We start from the raw sequence: 18,281 nt of genomic DNA on the forward strand, positions 1-18,281 counted from the left end.
GAAAGATGGATTAGAGCTTTATCTGGGAATACAAAAATGGTTATTGAGATATCACAACAGAAGTCATCAAGGAATACAGCTTAAAAAACCACTGGAAAAGTATAAATCAGCAGCATAAAAAACAATTAAGAAACAGCTAATTGTGGTCTAGAGAAATGAGGGTAGAATAAGATGATGTCTGAATCGCGCGATAAATTTTCTACTGAAAGGTGCAGAGATTTAAAAAATATGCGCTATATCGAATAGGAAGAGTTGCAGTATTCCCACATTGATTGTAACTGAAACCACAAAAAAAGTCAATGTTAGAAATAAGACTTGATTAAGAAAATCTTTATTTTTAGAAGGTCAATTATAAATCTTCAATATTTTCAAACCGTTTCTTTTTAAGTTTTTTAAAAAAAGAAGGAGTAAGTCCTGTAATTTTTTTAAACTGATTCGATAAATGTGCAACGCTGCTATAGTGTAATTGGTATGAAATTTCCGTAAGGTTTAACTCATCATATAGCAAGAGTTCTTTTACGCGTTCAATTTTGTTGATAATAATATATTGCTGAATGGTAATTCCTTTAACTTCAGAAAATGTATTTGCCAGATAAGTATAGTCGTAACCCAATTTCTCGCTGATGTAATCGGAATAATTTACTTTGGGTAATTCATCGGTATAATGAATCATTTCAATGATTACGGCCTTTATTTTTTCGATAAGAATTTTTCGTTTGTCATCAAGAAGTTCTAATCCAAATGTTTTTAGGTTTTTGCTTAGTTGCTCTCTTTGATGATCACCTATATTTTCTAAGATTTCTATCGTCCCAAGATCCACATTTACGTAATGTAAACCGATGTTTTGCAACTCCTGCTTCACTATCATTTTACATCGCAAACTCACCATGAATTTTATATATATGAACATTGGATTCTTAAAATTAGTTATTCTTAAAGCCTACAAAACAAAATTAGTATTAAAATGCCATTCATATAAGTATATATAAAGATAATATAAAATAATTAAAATCTAACAGTCTTTGGAAATATCCATTTTAATTCAAGAATCAAACCTTTTTAAAATAAGAGTACATCTTGAAAAAATTATTCCCTCATGTGATTATTAAAATTTAATTTTTATCATTTAAGTGTGATATATGTAAACTTAACTCTGTATAGTACAATGGTTGTGGAACTATTATGAATCAACTTTACATTAATATTAGAAAACTTCTAAAATAATTCTCACCAATCAGACCCTAAATTAAAAATCAAATATTCCTTTTATTGTGGAAAAAAATCTCAACATCGGGAAAGTGACCAGGATACGTGGTAGTGTCGTAGATATCTTTTTTCAAAACGATTTACCTGCGATAAATACTTTATTGCTCACAGGGAAGGATAATGAAATAAAAATTGAGGTTTATACCCAACTTGATGAGCATCATTTACGTGGCGTTTCACTGAATCCCACCCAAGGTTTAGCGCGAGGTATGGCTGTGTTATCTACAGGAAAACAACTTTCAGTTCCGGTAGGCAAAAATATTATGGGACGTATGTTTGATGTCTTCGGAAATCCTATTGATCATCTGGAACCACCAAAAGATGTCATCTGGAAATCCATCCATCAATTGCCACCACCGCTGTCAGAACGGTCAATAAAATCTGAAGTGTTTATTACGGGTATTAAAGCCATAGATGTTTTGATTCCTTTGGAACGGGGCGGAAAAGCGGGATTATTTGGCGGTGCGGGAGTTGGTAAAACGGTCTTGCTTACCGAAATCATTCATAATATGGTAGGACATGACAAAGGTGTAAGTATGTTTTGTGGAATTGGCGAACGTTGCCGCGAAGGAAATGAACTCTACAACACAATGAAAGATGCAGATCTGCTTAAAGATATGGTCATGTTATTCGGACAAATGAATGAACCACCTGGAGCAAGATTTCGTGTTGGACATGCTGCATTGACGATGGCAGAATATTTTCGTGACGAGGAACACCGTGATGTTTTGTTATTAATTGATAATATTTTCAGATTTATACAAGCCGGAATGGAAGTTTCGGGCTTAATGGGACAAATGCCTTCTCGACTGGGTTATCAACCAACAATGGGTACAGAATTATCAGAATTGGAAGAACGGATTGCTTATACGAATTCAGGAGCAATTACTTCCATTCAGGCAGTTTATGTTCCTGCAGATGATTTAACAGATCCTGCTGCGGTGCATACTTTCTCGCATCTGTCGGCTTCTATTGCGCTTTCAAGGAAAAAAGCAAGCGAAGGTTTATATCCGTCAATTGATTTTTTGCAATCTAATTCAAAAATGACCAGTGCGGAAATTATTGGTGATAAGCATTATAATTTAGCACAGCAAATAAGGCAAACATTAGCACAATATGAAGAATTAAAAGATATCATTTCTATGTTGGGATTGGAGCAATTATCGGTGAAGGATCGAAATGTAGTGAATCGTGCCAGAAAATTGGAGCGTTTTCTAACCCAACCTTTTTTTGCTACTGAACAATTTAGTGGCATTAAAGGAAAGCAAGTAAGTCTGGAAGATGCTTTAGATGGTTGTGAACGTATTTTGGCTGATGAATTTAAAGATTATCCCGAAAGTGCTTTTTATATGATTGGTTCCATTGATGAAATCCAGAAGGTAGAAAAAAAAGACGAAAACCAAGAGGAAAAGCCTAAAACAGATAAAGAAACAGCAGAAAAATCTGAAAATAAAGTTGCTGTTAAAAAACCAGTAGTAAACGTATAGAAAAATAGTAGCAATGAACCTTAAAATACTTCTTCCTTACAAAATATTTGCAGACATCCAAGATGTTAGTAGTGTAATAATGGAAACTAGCGAAGGTTCTTATGGATTGTTACCACAAAGATTAGATTATGTTGCTGCTTTAGTTCCCGGTATTTTAACGTATAAAATTAAAGACGAAAAAGAAATTTATGTGGCAGTAGATGAAGGTGTTATGGTAAAAGCAGGTGCAGATGTTTTAGTTTCAGTGCGAAATGCTTTTGGCGGAACAGATTTGGGTAAACTTGGCGAACTTGTTAAAAACGAATTTAGAAGTCAAAATGAAACTGAAATTGGCTTAAACTCCGTCATCGCAAAGTTGGAAGGCGGTTTTATTTTCAGTTTTGATAAATTTCGTAATCAATAAAGTGATGTCGACAAGTTCTGATAAAAAAGAAAATTTTTTTAGCGAAGAGATCTCTAAAAAAGAACAACTCAAGTTAAAAGCAATACGCGATAAAAACGGCGTCTGGTTTGGCTTAGGGATGATGGGAATGGTCGGTTGGTCAGTTGCAGTTCCGACTTTGGCTGGAGCGGCGATAGGTGTTTGGTTAGATAAATCTTATCCACAAACTTTTTCCTGGACCTTGTCTTTACTGCTTGTAGGTCTCGTTTTAGGCGTGATTATAGCAGGATATTGGGTGCAGAATGAGGATAAAGAAATTCATAAAAATAAAGATGATGAATGACATATTAACAATGATATTGGTTTTTTTAGAAGGAATTATATTGGGAGTCATATTCTTCGGCGGACTTTGGTTTACTGTAAAGAAATCAATAAACGCAAAATTACCTGCACTGCTAATTTCGAGCAGTCTTTTCGTGCGCATCGCTATAACTATGCTTGGTTTTTATTTTGTCGGCGTTGGAAATTGGCAACGCCTTTTATTGTGTCTTTTAGGTTTTATCACAGCAAGATTTCTCGTTCTTTTCATTACTAAGAAAATAGACGCAAAAAATGTGAATCTAGATAAAATAAAAATAAATGGAACTCAGTCCTGACCAAACAATTTTCTGGCAAAATGGTTTTATTACCATCAATCTTACGCTTGTCACCACTTGGGGAATTATGCTTTTGCTCATTATTTCCGCCGTATTATTGACCAGAAAATTAAAAACTGATATTCATATTTCCCGTTGGCAATGTTTTTTAGAAATGATAGTAACCGGCATTAATGAGCAAATAAAGGAAGTGGGCTTAAATAAACCTGAAGAATACATCGGATTTATTGGTACTTTATTTTTATTTATTGGCTTTTCCAATATCTGTATCATTTTTCCAGGTTATACGCCGCCAACAGCCTCACTTTCTACTACAACTGCTTTGGCTTTATGTGTATTTTTAGCAGTTCCGTTTTATGGAATTAGCAAACATGGAATTTTCGGCTATCTCAAATCCTTTTTACAGCCAACTTGGATTATGCTTCCCTTCAATATTATAGGTGAAGTCTCACGCACGTTGGCTTTAGCGGTAAGGTTATTTGGAAACATCATGAGTGGCGGAATGATTATAGCCATTTTGCTGACCATTTCGCCTTTTATTTTTCCGGTATTAATGAAGGCTTTGGGTTTACTTACTGGTACTGTCCAAGCGTATATTTTCAGCATTTTAGCAACCGTTTATATTGCTGCTGCAGTTCGAAACGCAAATGAAAACACTAAAACTAAAATAAAAATCACTAAATAAAAATTTAAAATAATGGATAGTATAACTTTAATTGCGATGGCATCAATTATTACAGCTGGAATTACTACAAGTATTGGTTGCATGATGCCCGCTTTAGGTGAAGGAAAAGCAGTTGCTTCTGCACTAAGTTCAATTGCGCAACAACCCGATGCGGCACCTACGATAACAAGAACTCTTTTTGTAGGTTTAGCTATGATTGAATCTACTGCGATCTACTGCTTTGTAGTGTCGATGATACTCATTTTCGCAAATCCTTTCTGGACTCACATTATAGCTAAATAATAGGATGAAAATCGATTGGTTCACAGTCATCGCACAGGTTATTAATTTCCTGATCTTAGTATGGTTGCTCAAGAAGTTTCTGTATAAACCCATACTTTATGCCGTGAACGAAAGGGAGAAAAAAATTAGTGCTGAATTGAAGGATGCTGCGGCTAAAAAGACTGATGCCCAGAAAGAACAAGATGATTTCAAAAAGAAAAACGATGATTTTGATACCAATAAGAAAGAGTTGATAGATAAAGCGGTTGCAGATGCCAATGTAGAAAAGGAAAAATTGATAACTGCCGCAAAAGCAGATGCGAACGCTTTGGGTACTTCTATGGAAAAAGAATTTAAAGAAAAGCAAGACCAAGATAAAAAGGATATTGCACAAAATACTCAGAAGCAGATCTTTTCTATAACCCGTAAAGCACTTACAGAACTCGCTTCCGTTAGTTTGGAAGCCCAATCTGTTGATGCTTTTATAAAGCATCTGAACGCTGCCACAAAAGAGGAAAAGAAAAAGTTTATCGATGCTTTTAAAGTGAATGCAAATGCAATTTTGGTGAGGAGCGCGTTTGATCTCCCGGAAAAACTGCAAAGTGATATAACCGACGCCGTCAATGAATTATTAAACACAAAAACAAACCTAAAATTTAAGACAGCGCCCGAATTAATAAGCGGAATCGAACTTTCAACCGACGGATACAAAATAGAGTGGAGTTTTTCAGAATATCTTAATGAATTACAAAAAAATATTTCTTCAGAAACTAAGCAAAAGGAAATCCCTCAAAAGGAAAAAGACCATGACGAAACTTGAAAATAAGTCTACCCTTACGAAGTCTTTAAGCCAGATAGATCAGGCAATTGAAAACTTCAGTTTTTCGATGAAAATTCGTGAAATTGGTTTAGTAACTAGTGTTGCGACAGGTATTGCTAAAGTTTCCGGGCTTCCAAACGTGGGTTTTGAAGAATTGCTGCAATTTCAAAATGGACTTTTTGGAATTGCTTATAATTTAGATGAAGATGAAGTCGGTGTTATTCTTTTGGGCAAAGATTCCCTGTTTAAAGCGGGTGATGAGGTGCAGCGAACCGGCAGAGTAATGGATATTCCAGTTGGGAATGCATTTATTGGAAGAGTAATTGACCCTTTAGGTCAACCTCTCGATGGTAAAGGTCGAATTCAATCTGACAAACGTTTGCCCATCGAACGTTCTGCGCCAGCAATTATGGATCGCAGTGAGGTTTCAGTTCCATTACAAACCGGAATAAAAGTGATTGATGCATTGATTCCTATTGGTCGAGGTCAGAGGGAATTAATAGTGGGAGATCGCCAAACGGGTAAAACGGCAATTGCCATCGATGCCATTCTGAATCAGTTTGATAAAAATGTGGTCTGCATTTATTGCGCGATCGGACAACGAACTTCTGCAGTGGCGAAAGTGATCGCCAATCTTGAAGCAAAAGGCGCCATGAAATATACGATTGTCGTGGTCGCTGAAGGGAATGATTCGCCTGGTGTCGAATATATTGCACCTTATGCTGCGATGAGCATTGCAGAATATTTTATGGAAGAAGGCAAAGATGTACTCATTGTTTTTGATGATCTCATTCAACATGCGCGTGCTTACCGCGAATTGTCTTTATTGTTGCGACGACCACCTGGTCGGGAAGCATTTCCCGGGGATATTTTTTATATTCACTCCCGACTTTTAGAAAGAGCAACCCATTTAAGTGACGAATTAAAAGGAGGTTCTATCACAGCTTTGCCTATTATTGAGACCGAAGAGCAAAATATTTCAGCTTATATTCCTACTAATTTAATTTCAATTACAGACGGACAAATTTATCTCTCGCCAAAACTTTTTGAGTTAGGCGTTTTACCTGCAGTAGATGTTGGCAAATCTGTTTCGCGTGTTGGTGATAAAGCCCAGTTGGCTGCGTATCAAACTATTTCTAAGTTGAAATTGGAGTATGCTCAATTTGAAGAGCTGGAAAGTTTTGCCCGCTTTGGAACTCGGCTGGATGAAAATACCCGCAAAACTATCGAACATGGAAAACGCATCCGCGAATGTTTAAAACAGGAAGAACTTCAACAGCTAACTGCTTCTGAACAGATTTTTATTCTTCTTTCTTTAAAGGAAGGACTTTTTGATACTATTACGATTGAAAAAATTAAAGATGCTGAAAATATCCTTCTTACAAATATTTCAACTATTCCCGATGAAATAAAGAACAGCATTACTTCAAATAAGAAGCTTAAGGATGATGAAATAAAGACTATTTTAAAAATCGCTGCAGATTTACTTGTACCATTTCAAGACAAACCTGAGAAGGATCAAAATAAAACTTAATGGACACTTTAGAGAATTTACGTAATAAAACGCAAGGCGCAAAAGATTTAAAATCGGTTGTAAGTGCTATGAAAGCAATGGCAGGTTCGAATATTGTTCAGTATGAAATGGCCGTAAATTCCCTTGCAGATTATTATCACACGATCGCATTAGGTATCGTCGCCTATTTTGAGGCAGAAGATATTAAAGATATTAAGGATCCAAATGAGTACAAAACAAAATCTGAGGAAACAATTTGCGCTATTGTATTTGGCTCCGATCAAGGACTTGTCGCTCAATTTAATGATGATATGGCAAGTTTCGTCGTTACGTCCCTACAGAAAATGCCAGGGAAAAAGGTATTGTGGGTAGTTGGTGAAAGGGTTCAGTTGCTTTTATCTGATGAAGGTTTTCAAACTTCAAAATTATTTCCGGTGCCGAATGACCTTACCGCAGTAACTCCTTTGGTCACTGAAATTTTAAAACAAAGTAGAGAAAGTCAGCAGAAAAAAGAAATTTCTACTTTTTATATTTTCCACAATCAACCAAAACCCACTTCAGGTTATATTTCTGTTATGCAACGGTTTTTACCCCTAGATTCGACGTGGAAAAATACCTTGCAGGAAGTTCATTGGCCTACTAAACTGCATCCGCAAATCGCTGGAAATACTCAGGATACATTGGTCGCTTTGATCAACGGCTATCTTTTTACGTCTCTTTTTAAAGCTTGCGTTGAATCTTTGGCTAGTGAAAATGCGAGTCGTTTGGATGCGATGCAGCGAGCGGAAAAAAATATAGCAGATTTATTAGATGATCTCAATAAGAAATACCACCAACTGCGCCAAAGTTCTATCGATGAAGAATTGTTTGATGTAGTTTCCGGCTTTGAAGCATTGAGCAAAGATTCGTAATAAATTATCAGAAGACGATTTTTCTTTGTAATAAATTTTTTGGATGTTAGAATTATTCTAATACTTTTATCAGGAAAATTGATTGTCATTTTTTAAATTAAATCCTTTTGGTCTCTTACCTTTTTGTTGTAAGATTTTGTAAGTGGGAATAATGTAAGTTATAAATCCCATTGTATAAGTCTTCTTATAATTTGAAACCTATCTTTATTGTATCAGGATTAATCATTTTTATTTAGATTTTTAATAAGTCAATTTCGGAAATAAAGTGTTATTCAACTAGGGTTTCGAAGGGTTCTTGACATTTAAAATGATGCAAATATTTATTAATATTATATAGACTTCTTTCAATTTGAAGTCATAAATAAGAAAAATTTTGCTTTAAATAAAACATTTTCCTCCACAGATAATTAATTCAATTAAAATTCAAAATCAATGAACTGGTTAATTTTACTAATATTTGGCATTTTCGCAATTGCATTAGTTGTGTTTCTTATTATTCGAAACCAAAAAGATGAAAAGAAATATGAAACGGAGGTTGATAATGATTATTCTAAACCCTTAAGCGAAAATAAGGATATTGATATGATGAAATAAAAAATAGTGTTGTATTAACGATTTTATACACCATTAAAATAAATAGTATACAATGATATTAACTATTAACGGCGGTTCGTCCAGCATCAAATTTTCTTTGTATGAAATTAACGAATCTCTTAAACAAGTGCTTTCTGGCGCGATAGAAAATATCGGAACTGCTAAGTCTCAACTCAATTTTACTACTACTGATGACCAACAAAAAAACAGTTTGCAGATTGAAACTAAAAATCATGAACAAGCTGCAAATTATTTGTTGGATTGGTTAGAGAAAGAGCAGTATTTTACTTCAATTTCAGCGATCGGCCATCGAATTGTTCACGGAATGCAACATACAGAACCAGAATTGGTCACAGATGAACTTTTAAAAGAATTAAAAAAAATCAGTGCGTTTGACCCAGAACATTTACCCGAAGAAATTAAACTGATCGAAGTATTTAAAAAACGCTTTCCCGCTATTAAACAAATTGCATGTTTTGATACTTCTTTTCACACCTCAATGCCAGTTGTTGCAAAGCTATTATCTATTCCGCGCCGGTATTTTGAAAAAGGAATTCAGCGATATGGTTTTCACGGACTTTCGTATAGTTATTTGATGCAAGAACTTAAACGTTTAACCGATGAAGAAACTGCAAAAAGCAAAATAATTTTGGCGCATCTCGGTAGTGGAGCAAGTTTAGCTGCGGTAAAAGATGGAGAAAGTATTGATACCAGTATGGGTTTTACACCTACATCTGGATTGCCGATGAGCACAAGAACTGGCGATTTGGATCCAGGAGTTGCTTGGTATTTAATGCAACATGAAAATCTTAATCCAAAAGAATTTAATCATCTCATCAATCAGGAATCAGGTCTTTTGGGAATATCCGAAACAAGCGGTGATATGCGGGAACTCATGAATATTGAAGACAATGATAACCGAGCTTCTGAAGCAATCGATATATTTTGCTACCAAACAAAAAAATGGATAGGTGCATTTTCAGCAGCACTTGAAGGTCTTGATATATTGGTATTTTCAGGCGGTATCGGAGAATATTCCCCCGAAGTGAGATGTAAAATATGTGACGGTCTTGAATTCTTGGGAATCGAATTAGATGAAATAAGCAACATGAATAACAGAACAATCATTTCTACAGATAAAAGTAAAGTAACAGTATATGTGATTCATACTAATGAGGAGTTGATGATTGCAAAACTGGTTAATAATTTATTAAATTAGATAAAGAATAATATAATGGAAACAAAAATTATAGATACAGTAACCAAAACCTTATCGCCTGAATTATTACAAAGAATAAATGCCTATTGGCGAGCTGCCAATTATTTATCGGTCGGACAAATTTATTTGTACGACAATCCACTTTTAAGAGAGCCGTTGAAACTGGAACATGTAAAACCTATGTTACTCGGACATTGGGGGACAACTCCGGGACAGAATTTTATTTATGTACATCTCAACCGCGTTATAAAAAAATATGATCTCGATATGTTTTACGTTGCCGGTCCCGGTCATGGCGGTCCTGCAATTGTTGGCAATGTTTATTTGGAAGGAACTTGGAGTGAAGTTTACCCAAACGTTTCCCAAGATGAAGCCGGCTTGAAAAAATTATTTAAACAGTTCTCTTTTCCTGGAGGAATATCAAGTCACGTTGCACCTACAACTCCTGGTTCTATTCATGAAGGTGGTGAATTGGGATATTCATTAAGTCACGCTTTTGGTGCGGCTTTCGATAACCCTGACTTGATCGTGGCTTGCGTTGTTGGTGATGGAGAAGCTGAGACCGGCCCTTTAGCAACTTCCTGGCAATCAAATAAATTACTGAATCCTATCACAGATGGTGCGGTTTTGCCGATCCTTCATTTAAATGGTTACAAAATTAGCAACCCAACTATTTTAGCACGAATTGAAGATGATGAACTGGAATATTTTTTTAAAGGAAATGGTTGGAAGCCATATTTTGTAGAAGGCGATGATCCTGAAACCATGCACGAATTAATGGCTTCTACATTAGAAAAAGTGATAGAGGAAATTCAAAATATTCAGAAACATGCAAGAGAAATGAATGATAATACTCGTCCACGTTGGCCCATGATTGTTCTTAAATCACCCAAGGGTTGGACAGGACCTAAAGTAGTAGATGGACTTCAAATTGAAGGAACTTTTCGTGCTCATCAAGTTCCGATTATAATTGACGCAGAACATCCGGATCATGTTCAACTTTTAGAAAACTGGATGAAAAGCTATAAACCAGAAGAATTATTTGATGAAAATGGAAAATTGAATGCAGAATTATTAGAACTGGCACCAAAAGGAAATCGTAGAATGGGTTCAAATCCGCATACGAATGGAGGGAATCTTTTGAAAGACCTTCATTTGCCAGATTTCCACAAACACGCAGTTCATATTCCTTCACCAGGAGCAGTGATGGGACAAGATACAATGGTACTTGCGAAGTTTCTCAGAGACGTTATTACTCTTAACCGTGATCAGCATAATTTTCGGGTATTCGGTCCAGATGAAACCATGTCGAATCTATTAGGAGCTATTTTTGAAACAACCAATCGTCAGTGGGATGCAAAAACAGAAAAGTATGATGAATTTCTTGCACCTTCCGGAGAAGTAGTTGATTCTATGTTGAGTGAGCACCAATGTGAAGGTTTTCTAGAAGGATATTTGTTAACGGGAAGACATGGATTGTTCAACAGTTATGAAGCGTTCATTCGTATTGTCGATTCCATGTTTAGTCAGCATGCTAAATGGTTGAAAGTAACACTGGAATTACCTTGGCGCACAAAAATTTCTTCATTAAATTATTTGCTGGCTTCACATGTTTGGCAGCAGGATCATAATGGTTTTACACACCAAGATCCTGGGTTTTTAGGTCATGTCATTAGTAAAAAAGCAGATATTGTTAGGGTTTATCTACCACCAGATGCTAATTGCTTACTATCTGTTTTTGATCATTGTCTTCGTAGTCGACATTATGTAAATGTAGTTGTTGCAGGTAAACATCCACTTCCGCAATGGCTTACAATAGATGAAGCCGTAATTCATTGTACTGAAGGAATAGGAATTTGGCAGTGGGCAAGTAACGATCAGGGAAGTGAACCGGATGTCGTAATGGCTTGTTGTGGTGATACTCCAACATTAGAATTATTGGCAGCAGTTTCCATATTAAGAGAGCATCTTCCTGAACTTAAAATTAGGGTAGTAAATGTGGTTGATCTTATGAAATTACAATCGAGTTCCGAACATCCACATGGATTAAATGATCATGATTATGATTCCATTTTTACTAAAGATAAACATATTATATTCAATTTTCATGGCTATCCATGGCTTGTTCATCGTCTTACTTATCGACGAACCAATCAGAATTTACATGTAAGAGGTTATAAAGAAGAAGGAACCATAACAACTCCTTTTGATTTAAGAGTTCAAAATGATATCGATCGTTTTCACTTGGTGATTGATGTGATTGATCGGTTGCCAAACTTAGGTAGCAAAGGAGATTATCTGAAACAGCAATTAAAAGATAAATTGATTGAACACAAACATTATGTTGCCGAACATGGCAAAGATTTACCAGAAATCCTTAATTGGAAATGGAACGTGGAGGATACAAAAAAATAAAATTTTAAATCATATATAAATTCAACTACAATGGAAACTGCAAAAAAATTAGGTATTTGGATGGATCATGCAAATGCCCATTTGATAGAATATACAGAACCTATGGTAACAAAAATTGTGACTTCAAAATTTACTGATGCAGAAAGAGAAGAATCTTTGGAAAGGAGTGAAAGAATCATGCACAATAAAGAGAAACACGACGATTCTGAATATTATAAAGAAATAGGTGAGGTCATCAGAAATTATGATGAGATACTCCTTTTTGGTCCAACCGATGCCAAAACTGAACTATTGAATATTTTAAAGAAGAATCATCTCTTTTCAAAAATAAAATTTGAAATAAAAAAGTCAGATAAAATGACGGAGAATCAAGAGCACGCTTTTGTGAAAGATTATTTTTCCAAAGAATGATTTAAATTTTCGAACACCATTTATTAAAATATAAAGGACATGAATACACAAATATTAAAAGATACCATTCAACAAATCTTTGCCAACGGAAAAGGTATTCTTGCGATGGATGAAAGTACTCCAACCTGTATAAAACGTTTTGAAGCAGCTGGAATCCCACAAACCACCGAAATGTACCGTAAGTATCGGGAACTGATTGTCACTACACCTGGTTTAAATGAAAGCATTGGCGGAGCGATTTTATTTGATGAAACGATCCGGCAAAAAACCGATGATGGTGAACCGATGGCAAAGGTTTTAATCAAAGCCGGCATAATTTCCGGGATAAAAGTAGATATGGGTGCCAAATCTTTAGCTGGTTTTCCGAATGAAAAAGTAACGGAAGGATTAGATGGTTTGCGCGAACGTTTGACAGAGTATAAAACAATGGGCGCTTGTTTCGCAAAATGGCGCGCTGTAATTACGATTGGTGATGGGATTCCAACGAATGCTTGTATTGAAGCAAATGTTCATGCCTTGGCAAGATATGCAGCTTTGTGTCAGGAAGCAGATATTGTTCCTATTGTAGAACCTGAGGTTTTGATGGATGGAAATCACACGCTACAACAATGTTATGAGGTAACAGAGCGGGTTTTGAAAGCACTTTTTTATGAACTGTATCAATTTAAGATCGATTTGGAAGGAATTATATTAAAACCAAATATGGTAATTGCCGGAAAAGATTGTCCTATTCAAAACAGTATTGATGAAGTCGCCGAAGCAACTGTTAATTGTTTGCGCGCATCTGTTCCTGCATCTGTTCCTGCGATTGCATTTTTATCTGGTGGACAATCGCCGAAAGTTGCTGCCGAACATCTGAATGCCATCAATAAAAATTTTAAAGATCGTCTTCCCTGGATCGTTGCCTTTTCTTTTGCGAGAGCCATACAACAACCCGCATTGGATGCTTGGAAAGGAGAACAATCAAACATGGAAGAAGCGCAAAAGTTGCTATGTAAATATGCAAAAATGGCTTCGACTGCTCGTTTGGGAAAATATAATTCAATGACTGAAGAATAGTCATTGTTTCAATCAACGACCAAAGTTTCAATTAAAACATTTTTGTTTATTAAAACCTTAAATAATCCAATCGGATAAATTATTAAATAAAATATTAACTTCTTAAAAAAATAAAAAAATGATGCACATGTATGACGGTTATAATTTTGGAGGAATGCACTTACTATGGTGGATAGTTTGGATGGTATTTATAATCTGGATTTTCTTTACTCCTTGGTATATTCCCGGAAATAGAGGAAGAAAAGATTCACCTCTTGACATTTTAAAAAGACGTTTTGCTTCGGGAGAAATTACCAAAGAACAGTATTTGGAGCATAAAAAATTATTGGAATAACTTTAATAAAAATTTTGATTAGTTACAATTTAATTTCTCTAAAATTAAAAATACATGATGGCATCTAAAATTGAAAAGAAAACGAAAGTTTCAGGCAAAAAACCAAAAGGTAAAAAAGAAAATAAAAGAACGAGTATTACTTCTGGAATGATGAAAGCACTGGTTTATAATGGACCAGGGAAAATAGAATTAAAACAGGTTCCAAAACCTGTCATAGAAAAGCAAACAGATGCTTTAGTCAAAATTATCAAGACTACGATTTGTGGGACAGATCTGGGTATTTTGCATGGCAAAACGCCCACGGTAAAATCGGGTACTACTTTGGGTCACGAAGGTATTGGTATTGTAGAAGAAGTGGGAACTTCCGTTACTAATTTTAAGAAAGGTGACCACGTAATTATTTCCTGCATTACTTCAGATGGCACCTGCGAATATTGCAAAAAGCAATTGTATTCCCATTGCGAAGATGGCGGCTGGATTTTAGGTCATTTGATCAATGGTACACAGGCTGAGTACGTTCGAATTCCTCATGCCAATAACAGTCTTTATTTAATTCCACCAAATGTTGATGAAGAAGCCTTGGTAATGCTCAGCGATATTTTACCAACAGGATTTGAAATCGGTGTAATCGCCGGAAATGTTAAACCAGGCGACACCATTGCAATTGTTGGAGCCGGACCAATTGGGATGGCTGCTTTGCTTACTGCTCAATTTTATTCCCCTGCAAAAATTTATATGATCGATGTTGATGATAATCGTCTAAAAATGTCTAAAAAATTTGGCGCTACACATACCATTAATTCGGGTAGTGAAGATGCCATAAAAAGAATCATGGCTGAAACAAAAGATGGAGTAGATGTAGCCATAGAAGCAGTTGGTATTCCTGCGACTTTTGATATTTGTCAAAAGATTGTTAGACCCGGCGGAAATCTCGCTAATATTGGCGTGCATGGAAAACCTGTTAATTTGCAGATTCAGGATCTATGGATACAAAATATTACGATCACGATGGGTTTGGTCAATACAAATACAACCTCCATGTTGCTAAAAACCGTTACATCCGGTAAACTCAATCCAAAAAAATTAATCACCCATCATTTTCAATTAGATGATATATTAATTGCATATAAAGTGTTTGGCAATGCTGCAAAAGAAAAAGCATTAAAGGTCATTATAGAACCATAAAGAAGGAGAAAAAATCTTGTTTACAAACGATTTAAGTTAAAACCATGATAATTAATATTATCTTTAAAAAGAAAAGTCAGGTTAAATAAAAGATGATACCCAATTTCACACAGGCCGAAAAAGCAGTTCATTATCCTGAAGATCGGCGCGCTTACTTAGGTTTAAAGCCGTACATGAAAATTATACTGCTTATTCTTCTTGTTGGTACAGTTGGTGCGGCATGGATTCAATATTTGGTATTCGGTTTACCCATCGATCCTTCAAAGTCATTTTTATGGGTAAAATCAGATGAACCTTCAGGTTTTCCAATATGGATCAGTTTGGCGCATTGGATTAACTTCTTTTTTTTAATGCTAATTATCAGGAGCGGACTTTCTATATTATTCGATCATCCGCGTTTGTACTGGAATAATAATAGCAAACCCGAAGAACAATGGATCAGATTTACTCCATTGAAAATACCTAAAAATAAATTTTGGACCGCCAAAGAAGATGCACGTTATTTAAGTCCGATTATCGGTTTGCCGGGTTACAAACATACCGTGGGAATCGCCCGAGTTTGGCATTTTCTTACCGTTCCTTTTTTTGTTTTAAATGGTTGTTTTTTTGTTTTCCTTTTGTTTTATACCAATCAATGGCAACGTTTAGTGCCTCAGTCTTGGCAAATAATTCCAGACGCGTGGAATGTTTTTGTGCATTACGCCACCTTTAATTTTCCGGTAGAACCTGATGGATTTTATCATTATAATGCCGTTCAGCAACTCGCTTACTTCGGTGTGATTTTTATTTTGGCACCACTTGCAATGCTCACTGGATTAGCAATGTCGCCTGCAATAGACAATCGTTTTCATTGGTATCCGAGGTTGTTTGGAAACCGACAAAGTGCCCGTTCTATTCATTTTTTAGTAATGTTTGCTTTTGTTGCTTTTATCATCATCCATGTAAGTTTGGTAGCAGCGACTGGTTTGGTGAGAAACATGAATCATATTGTGATGGGAAGTAATGATACTGAAAGTAAAACTGGACTTTTTTTAGGAATTGCCATTATTTTATTTACGATTGCTTTTGCTTTTTTGGCGCACTGGCTTTCCTGGAATAAACAACGCTCTCTTCAAAAATTGCAAGCATCTACGAATGGTAAAATTTGGAAATACACCATAAATCGTTTTAAAGCTCAAGCCGACTATAAAAAAAAAGATATAACTTCCTACTTTTGGTTGAATGGTAAATTACCCGATTCTCCCAAATGGAAAGAAATGGTCGATAATAACTTCGCAGATTATAAACTGAAGATCGGTGGTTTGGTAGAAAATCCTGTCGAGTTATCAGTCGAAGAACTAAAAGAAATGGGTAAAGAACAGAATATTACCATGCATCACTGTATTCAGGGTTGGTCGGGAATCGCAGAATGGGGCGGATTACCTTTGAGTAAAATCATTGAACTCGTAAAGCCAGATGCTTCTGTAACTACGGTTGCTTTTTGCTCTTTTGGTGAAGGTTTATATGGTGGAATTTATTACGACACGCACACCATTGACAATTGCATGAAACCTGATTCTATACTCGCCTGGGAAATGAATTATGAACCTCTATCGCTGGAACATGGAGCACCACTGAGATTGCGTGTTGAAAATCAGTTGGGTTATAAAATGGTAAAATGGATCGAGCGAATTGAATTTGTAACCTCAGCAAAAGATTTAGGAAAAGGCTTTGGCGGAAAAAATGAAGATGACGAATATTTTGATTTAATGGCAGACAGTTAGCTGCTATTATTGATGAGTATTCATTAGAGAAAATTTTAGAAAAAAATAACTAATAATAAAAACATTCGATTATGGCAAAGAGTATAATGACCACGCTTTCGGAAGTGACCAATTTACTGAAGAATAGAGGTTACACCGTTGAATTTAATTTGAAACAAGATCATCTGGAATGTTTGCACGATCAAAAAAAAATATTTCCGGGGGAATTTATTGTAGATAAGCATTACCGTTTTGAAGGTATTTCAGATCCGGGCGATGAGGCAATTGTATTCGCCATTTCATCTGAAAAACATAATTTAAAAGGAGTATTAATCGGTGGTTACGGAATTTCCAGTGAAGGCATGAGCAGTGAAATGATGAAGGCTTTGGACGAAAAAAAAGTGTAGCAAAATTGTTATTTGTATAAGATGATATTTAATAATCTCGTAAATTTCTATAAATAATTAAAGAATTAAGCAAAACTCAATAAACTTCATCAAATGCTTAATGAGAAAAAATTTCTGAAATCAAATGGAATAAACGATAAGATTACTATTGAGCATTTGACCGCTTTGTGGGCTTTAAACGAATGTGCATTGGGTGGTATAGTGCATGCTTTTAAACTGCCATTTACAGTTTTTTTTGTGGGTGGAATTTCAGAGTTACTCATTACATTAATCGCTTTATCTTCCCAGAAAATCTTCCTAAAAATTCTAAAGCATTGATAATCGTTTTAGTAATTAAAGCTGGAGTTAGTCCTTATACGCCTATTACAGAGTGTTTTGCGGTTGCATTTCAAGCCTTTTTAGGAATGTTGTTATACCAATTATTTTTTTAATAATGCTTCTAAAGCCTGGCAAAATTCGCTTTATCTAATTATTCGCAGCGTATTGATTTTGATGATTTGGTACACTTTATTAGGTCCGTTCTTGATGAGATTTCTCAATAAAATACTCTCAAAAAAACGGGAGTTTTATCAAACAGATGTACAGGATGTTTTAACGGCGTTACCAACATTAAAAACGTAACAACTGTACTCACGTGGGAATAATGTAATTTATCAGTTGGGTTTTGTAAATCATTCCGCAAAATAGATACTACCTTTAATACCATCATTTTTAAAAATTAAAAATTGAGCTCACAGTAGATGAATCTGCCACATTACAAATTGCAAGTTGTATTTGCATTGTTTGTCTGGATGTTTTCACATCTTCTCATTGGTAGTTTCTGCAACAACATAGTAAACTTTATTAAATGGACTATAAATTGCTTCATCTATGAAAGGTTTATTGACGTGATTTTAAATTCTACAGAACCAAAAAAAATGCAATAAAAGTAAAA

At 35.3% G+C, this 18,281-nt stretch carries 19 protein-coding genes; 18 read left to right on the forward strand and 1 reads right to left on the reverse strand.

Annotated features, from left to right (window positions below):
• Nucleotides 1-349 precede the first annotated feature (349 nt).
• Nucleotides 350-910, reverse strand: a complete 561-nt coding sequence (locus OA86_RS13880; RefSeq protein ID WP_198410765.1) for a helix-turn-helix domain-containing protein — start codon at nt 908-910, stop codon at nt 350-352.
• Between the two features lie 361 nt (nt 911-1,271).
• On the opposite strand from OA86_RS13880, the gene atpD reads away from it, so the two are divergent.
• The 18 genes from atpD to OA86_RS13965 all read left to right on the forward strand — a co-directional run bounded on the left by atpD (nt 1,272) and on the right by OA86_RS13965 (nt 17,347).
• Nucleotides 1,272-2,753 (forward strand): F0F1 ATP synthase subunit beta, encoded by a 1,482-nt coding sequence (gene atpD, locus OA86_RS13885; RefSeq protein WP_311316322.1) that lies wholly within the window; start codon nt 1,272-1,274, stop codon nt 2,751-2,753.
• Between the two features lie 13 nt (nt 2,754-2,766).
• Nucleotides 2,767-3,156 carry a F0F1 ATP synthase subunit epsilon gene (locus tag OA86_RS13890; protein ID WP_039354473.1) on the forward strand — a complete coding sequence of 130 codons (390 nt, stop codon included), beginning with the start codon at nt 2,767-2,769 and terminating at the stop codon, nt 3,154-3,156.
• A gap of 4 nt (nt 3,157-3,160) precedes the next feature.
• Nucleotides 3,161-3,478, forward strand: a complete 318-nt coding sequence (locus OA86_RS13895) for an AtpZ/AtpI family protein (protein ID WP_039354567.1) — start codon at nt 3,161-3,163, stop codon at nt 3,476-3,478.
• On the forward strand, nt 3,468-3,791 hold the full coding sequence (locus tag OA86_RS13900; protein WP_198410766.1) for an ATP synthase subunit I: 324 nt from the start codon (nt 3,468-3,470) through the stop codon (nt 3,789-3,791). The genes OA86_RS13895 and OA86_RS13900 overlap by 11 nt, the downstream gene beginning before the upstream one ends.
• Nucleotides 3,775-4,476 carry a F0F1 ATP synthase subunit A gene (locus tag OA86_RS13905; protein ID WP_039354475.1) on the forward strand — a complete coding sequence of 234 codons (702 nt, stop codon included), beginning with the start codon at nt 3,775-3,777 and terminating at the stop codon, nt 4,474-4,476. Before OA86_RS13900 ends, OA86_RS13905 begins: the two co-directional genes overlap by 17 nt.
• A 12-nt stretch (nt 4,477-4,488) precedes the next feature.
• On the forward strand, nt 4,489-4,758 hold the full coding sequence (locus OA86_RS13910; RefSeq protein WP_039354477.1) for a F0F1 ATP synthase subunit C: 270 nt from the start codon (nt 4,489-4,491) through the stop codon (nt 4,756-4,758).
• 4 nt (nt 4,759-4,762) lie between these two features.
• On the forward strand, nt 4,763-5,557 hold the full coding sequence (locus tag OA86_RS13915) for a F0F1 ATP synthase subunit B family protein (RefSeq protein WP_039354479.1): 795 nt from the start codon (nt 4,763-4,765) through the stop codon (nt 5,555-5,557).
• Nucleotides 5,544-7,091, forward strand: a complete 1,548-nt coding sequence (locus OA86_RS13920; RefSeq protein ID WP_039354572.1) for an alternate F1F0 ATPase, F1 subunit alpha — start codon at nt 5,544-5,546, stop codon at nt 7,089-7,091. The genes OA86_RS13915 and OA86_RS13920 overlap by 14 nt, the downstream gene beginning before the upstream one ends.
• Nucleotides 7,091-7,981 carry a F0F1 ATP synthase subunit gamma gene (locus OA86_RS13925; RefSeq protein ID WP_039354481.1) on the forward strand — a complete coding sequence of 297 codons (891 nt, stop codon included), beginning with the start codon at nt 7,091-7,093 and terminating at the stop codon, nt 7,979-7,981. The genes OA86_RS13920 and OA86_RS13925 overlap by 1 nt, the downstream gene beginning before the upstream one ends.
• 432 nt (nt 7,982-8,413) lie before the next feature.
• Complete coding sequence (locus OA86_RS15725; RefSeq protein ID WP_156127380.1) at nt 8,414-8,575, forward strand: hypothetical protein; 162 nt, start codon at nt 8,414-8,416, stop codon at nt 8,573-8,575.
• A 52-nt stretch (nt 8,576-8,627) separates the two neighbouring features.
• Entirely contained in the window at nt 8,628-9,794 is a 1,167-nt protein-coding gene (locus OA86_RS13930; RefSeq protein ID WP_039354483.1) for an acetate/propionate family kinase, read from the forward strand.
• A 15-nt stretch (nt 9,795-9,809) separates the two neighbouring features.
• On the forward strand, nt 9,810-12,209 hold the full coding sequence (locus OA86_RS13935; protein WP_039354485.1) for a phosphoketolase family protein: 2,400 nt from the start codon (nt 9,810-9,812) through the stop codon (nt 12,207-12,209).
• A gap of 30 nt (nt 12,210-12,239) precedes the next feature.
• Nucleotides 12,240-12,620 (forward strand): hypothetical protein, encoded by a 381-nt coding sequence (locus tag OA86_RS13940; protein WP_039354487.1) that lies wholly within the window; start codon nt 12,240-12,242, stop codon nt 12,618-12,620.
• A 39-nt stretch (nt 12,621-12,659) separates the two neighbouring features.
• Nucleotides 12,660-13,679: a class I fructose-bisphosphate aldolase gene (locus OA86_RS13945; protein ID WP_039354489.1), complete on the forward strand. Its 1,020-nt coding sequence runs from the start codon at nt 12,660-12,662 to the stop codon at nt 13,677-13,679.
• A gap of 118 nt (nt 13,680-13,797) precedes the next feature.
• Entirely contained in the window at nt 13,798-14,013 is a 216-nt protein-coding gene (locus tag OA86_RS13950) for an SHOCT domain-containing protein (RefSeq protein WP_311316323.1), read from the forward strand.
• Nucleotides 14,014-14,067: 54 nt separating this feature from the next.
• Nucleotides 14,068-15,198 carry a zinc-dependent alcohol dehydrogenase family protein gene (locus OA86_RS13955; protein ID WP_246008047.1) on the forward strand — a complete coding sequence of 377 codons (1,131 nt, stop codon included), beginning with the start codon at nt 14,068-14,070 and terminating at the stop codon, nt 15,196-15,198.
• A gap of 92 nt (nt 15,199-15,290) precedes the next feature.
• Nucleotides 15,291-16,961, forward strand: coding sequence for a molybdopterin-dependent oxidoreductase (locus OA86_RS13960; protein ID WP_039354491.1), 1,671 nt, complete (start codon nt 15,291-15,293; stop codon nt 16,959-16,961).
• A 71-nt stretch (nt 16,962-17,032) separates the two neighbouring features.
• Nucleotides 17,033-17,347, forward strand: a complete 315-nt coding sequence (locus OA86_RS13965) for a phosphoribosylpyrophosphate synthetase (protein WP_198410767.1) — start codon at nt 17,033-17,035, stop codon at nt 17,345-17,347.
• Nucleotides 17,348-18,281: the final 934 nt, after the last annotated feature.

This window comes from Kaistella jeonii (genome assembly GCF_000812865.1).
In the GTDB taxonomy this organism is placed as follows: domain Bacteria; phylum Bacteroidota; class Bacteroidia; order Flavobacteriales; family Weeksellaceae; genus Kaistella; species Kaistella jeonii.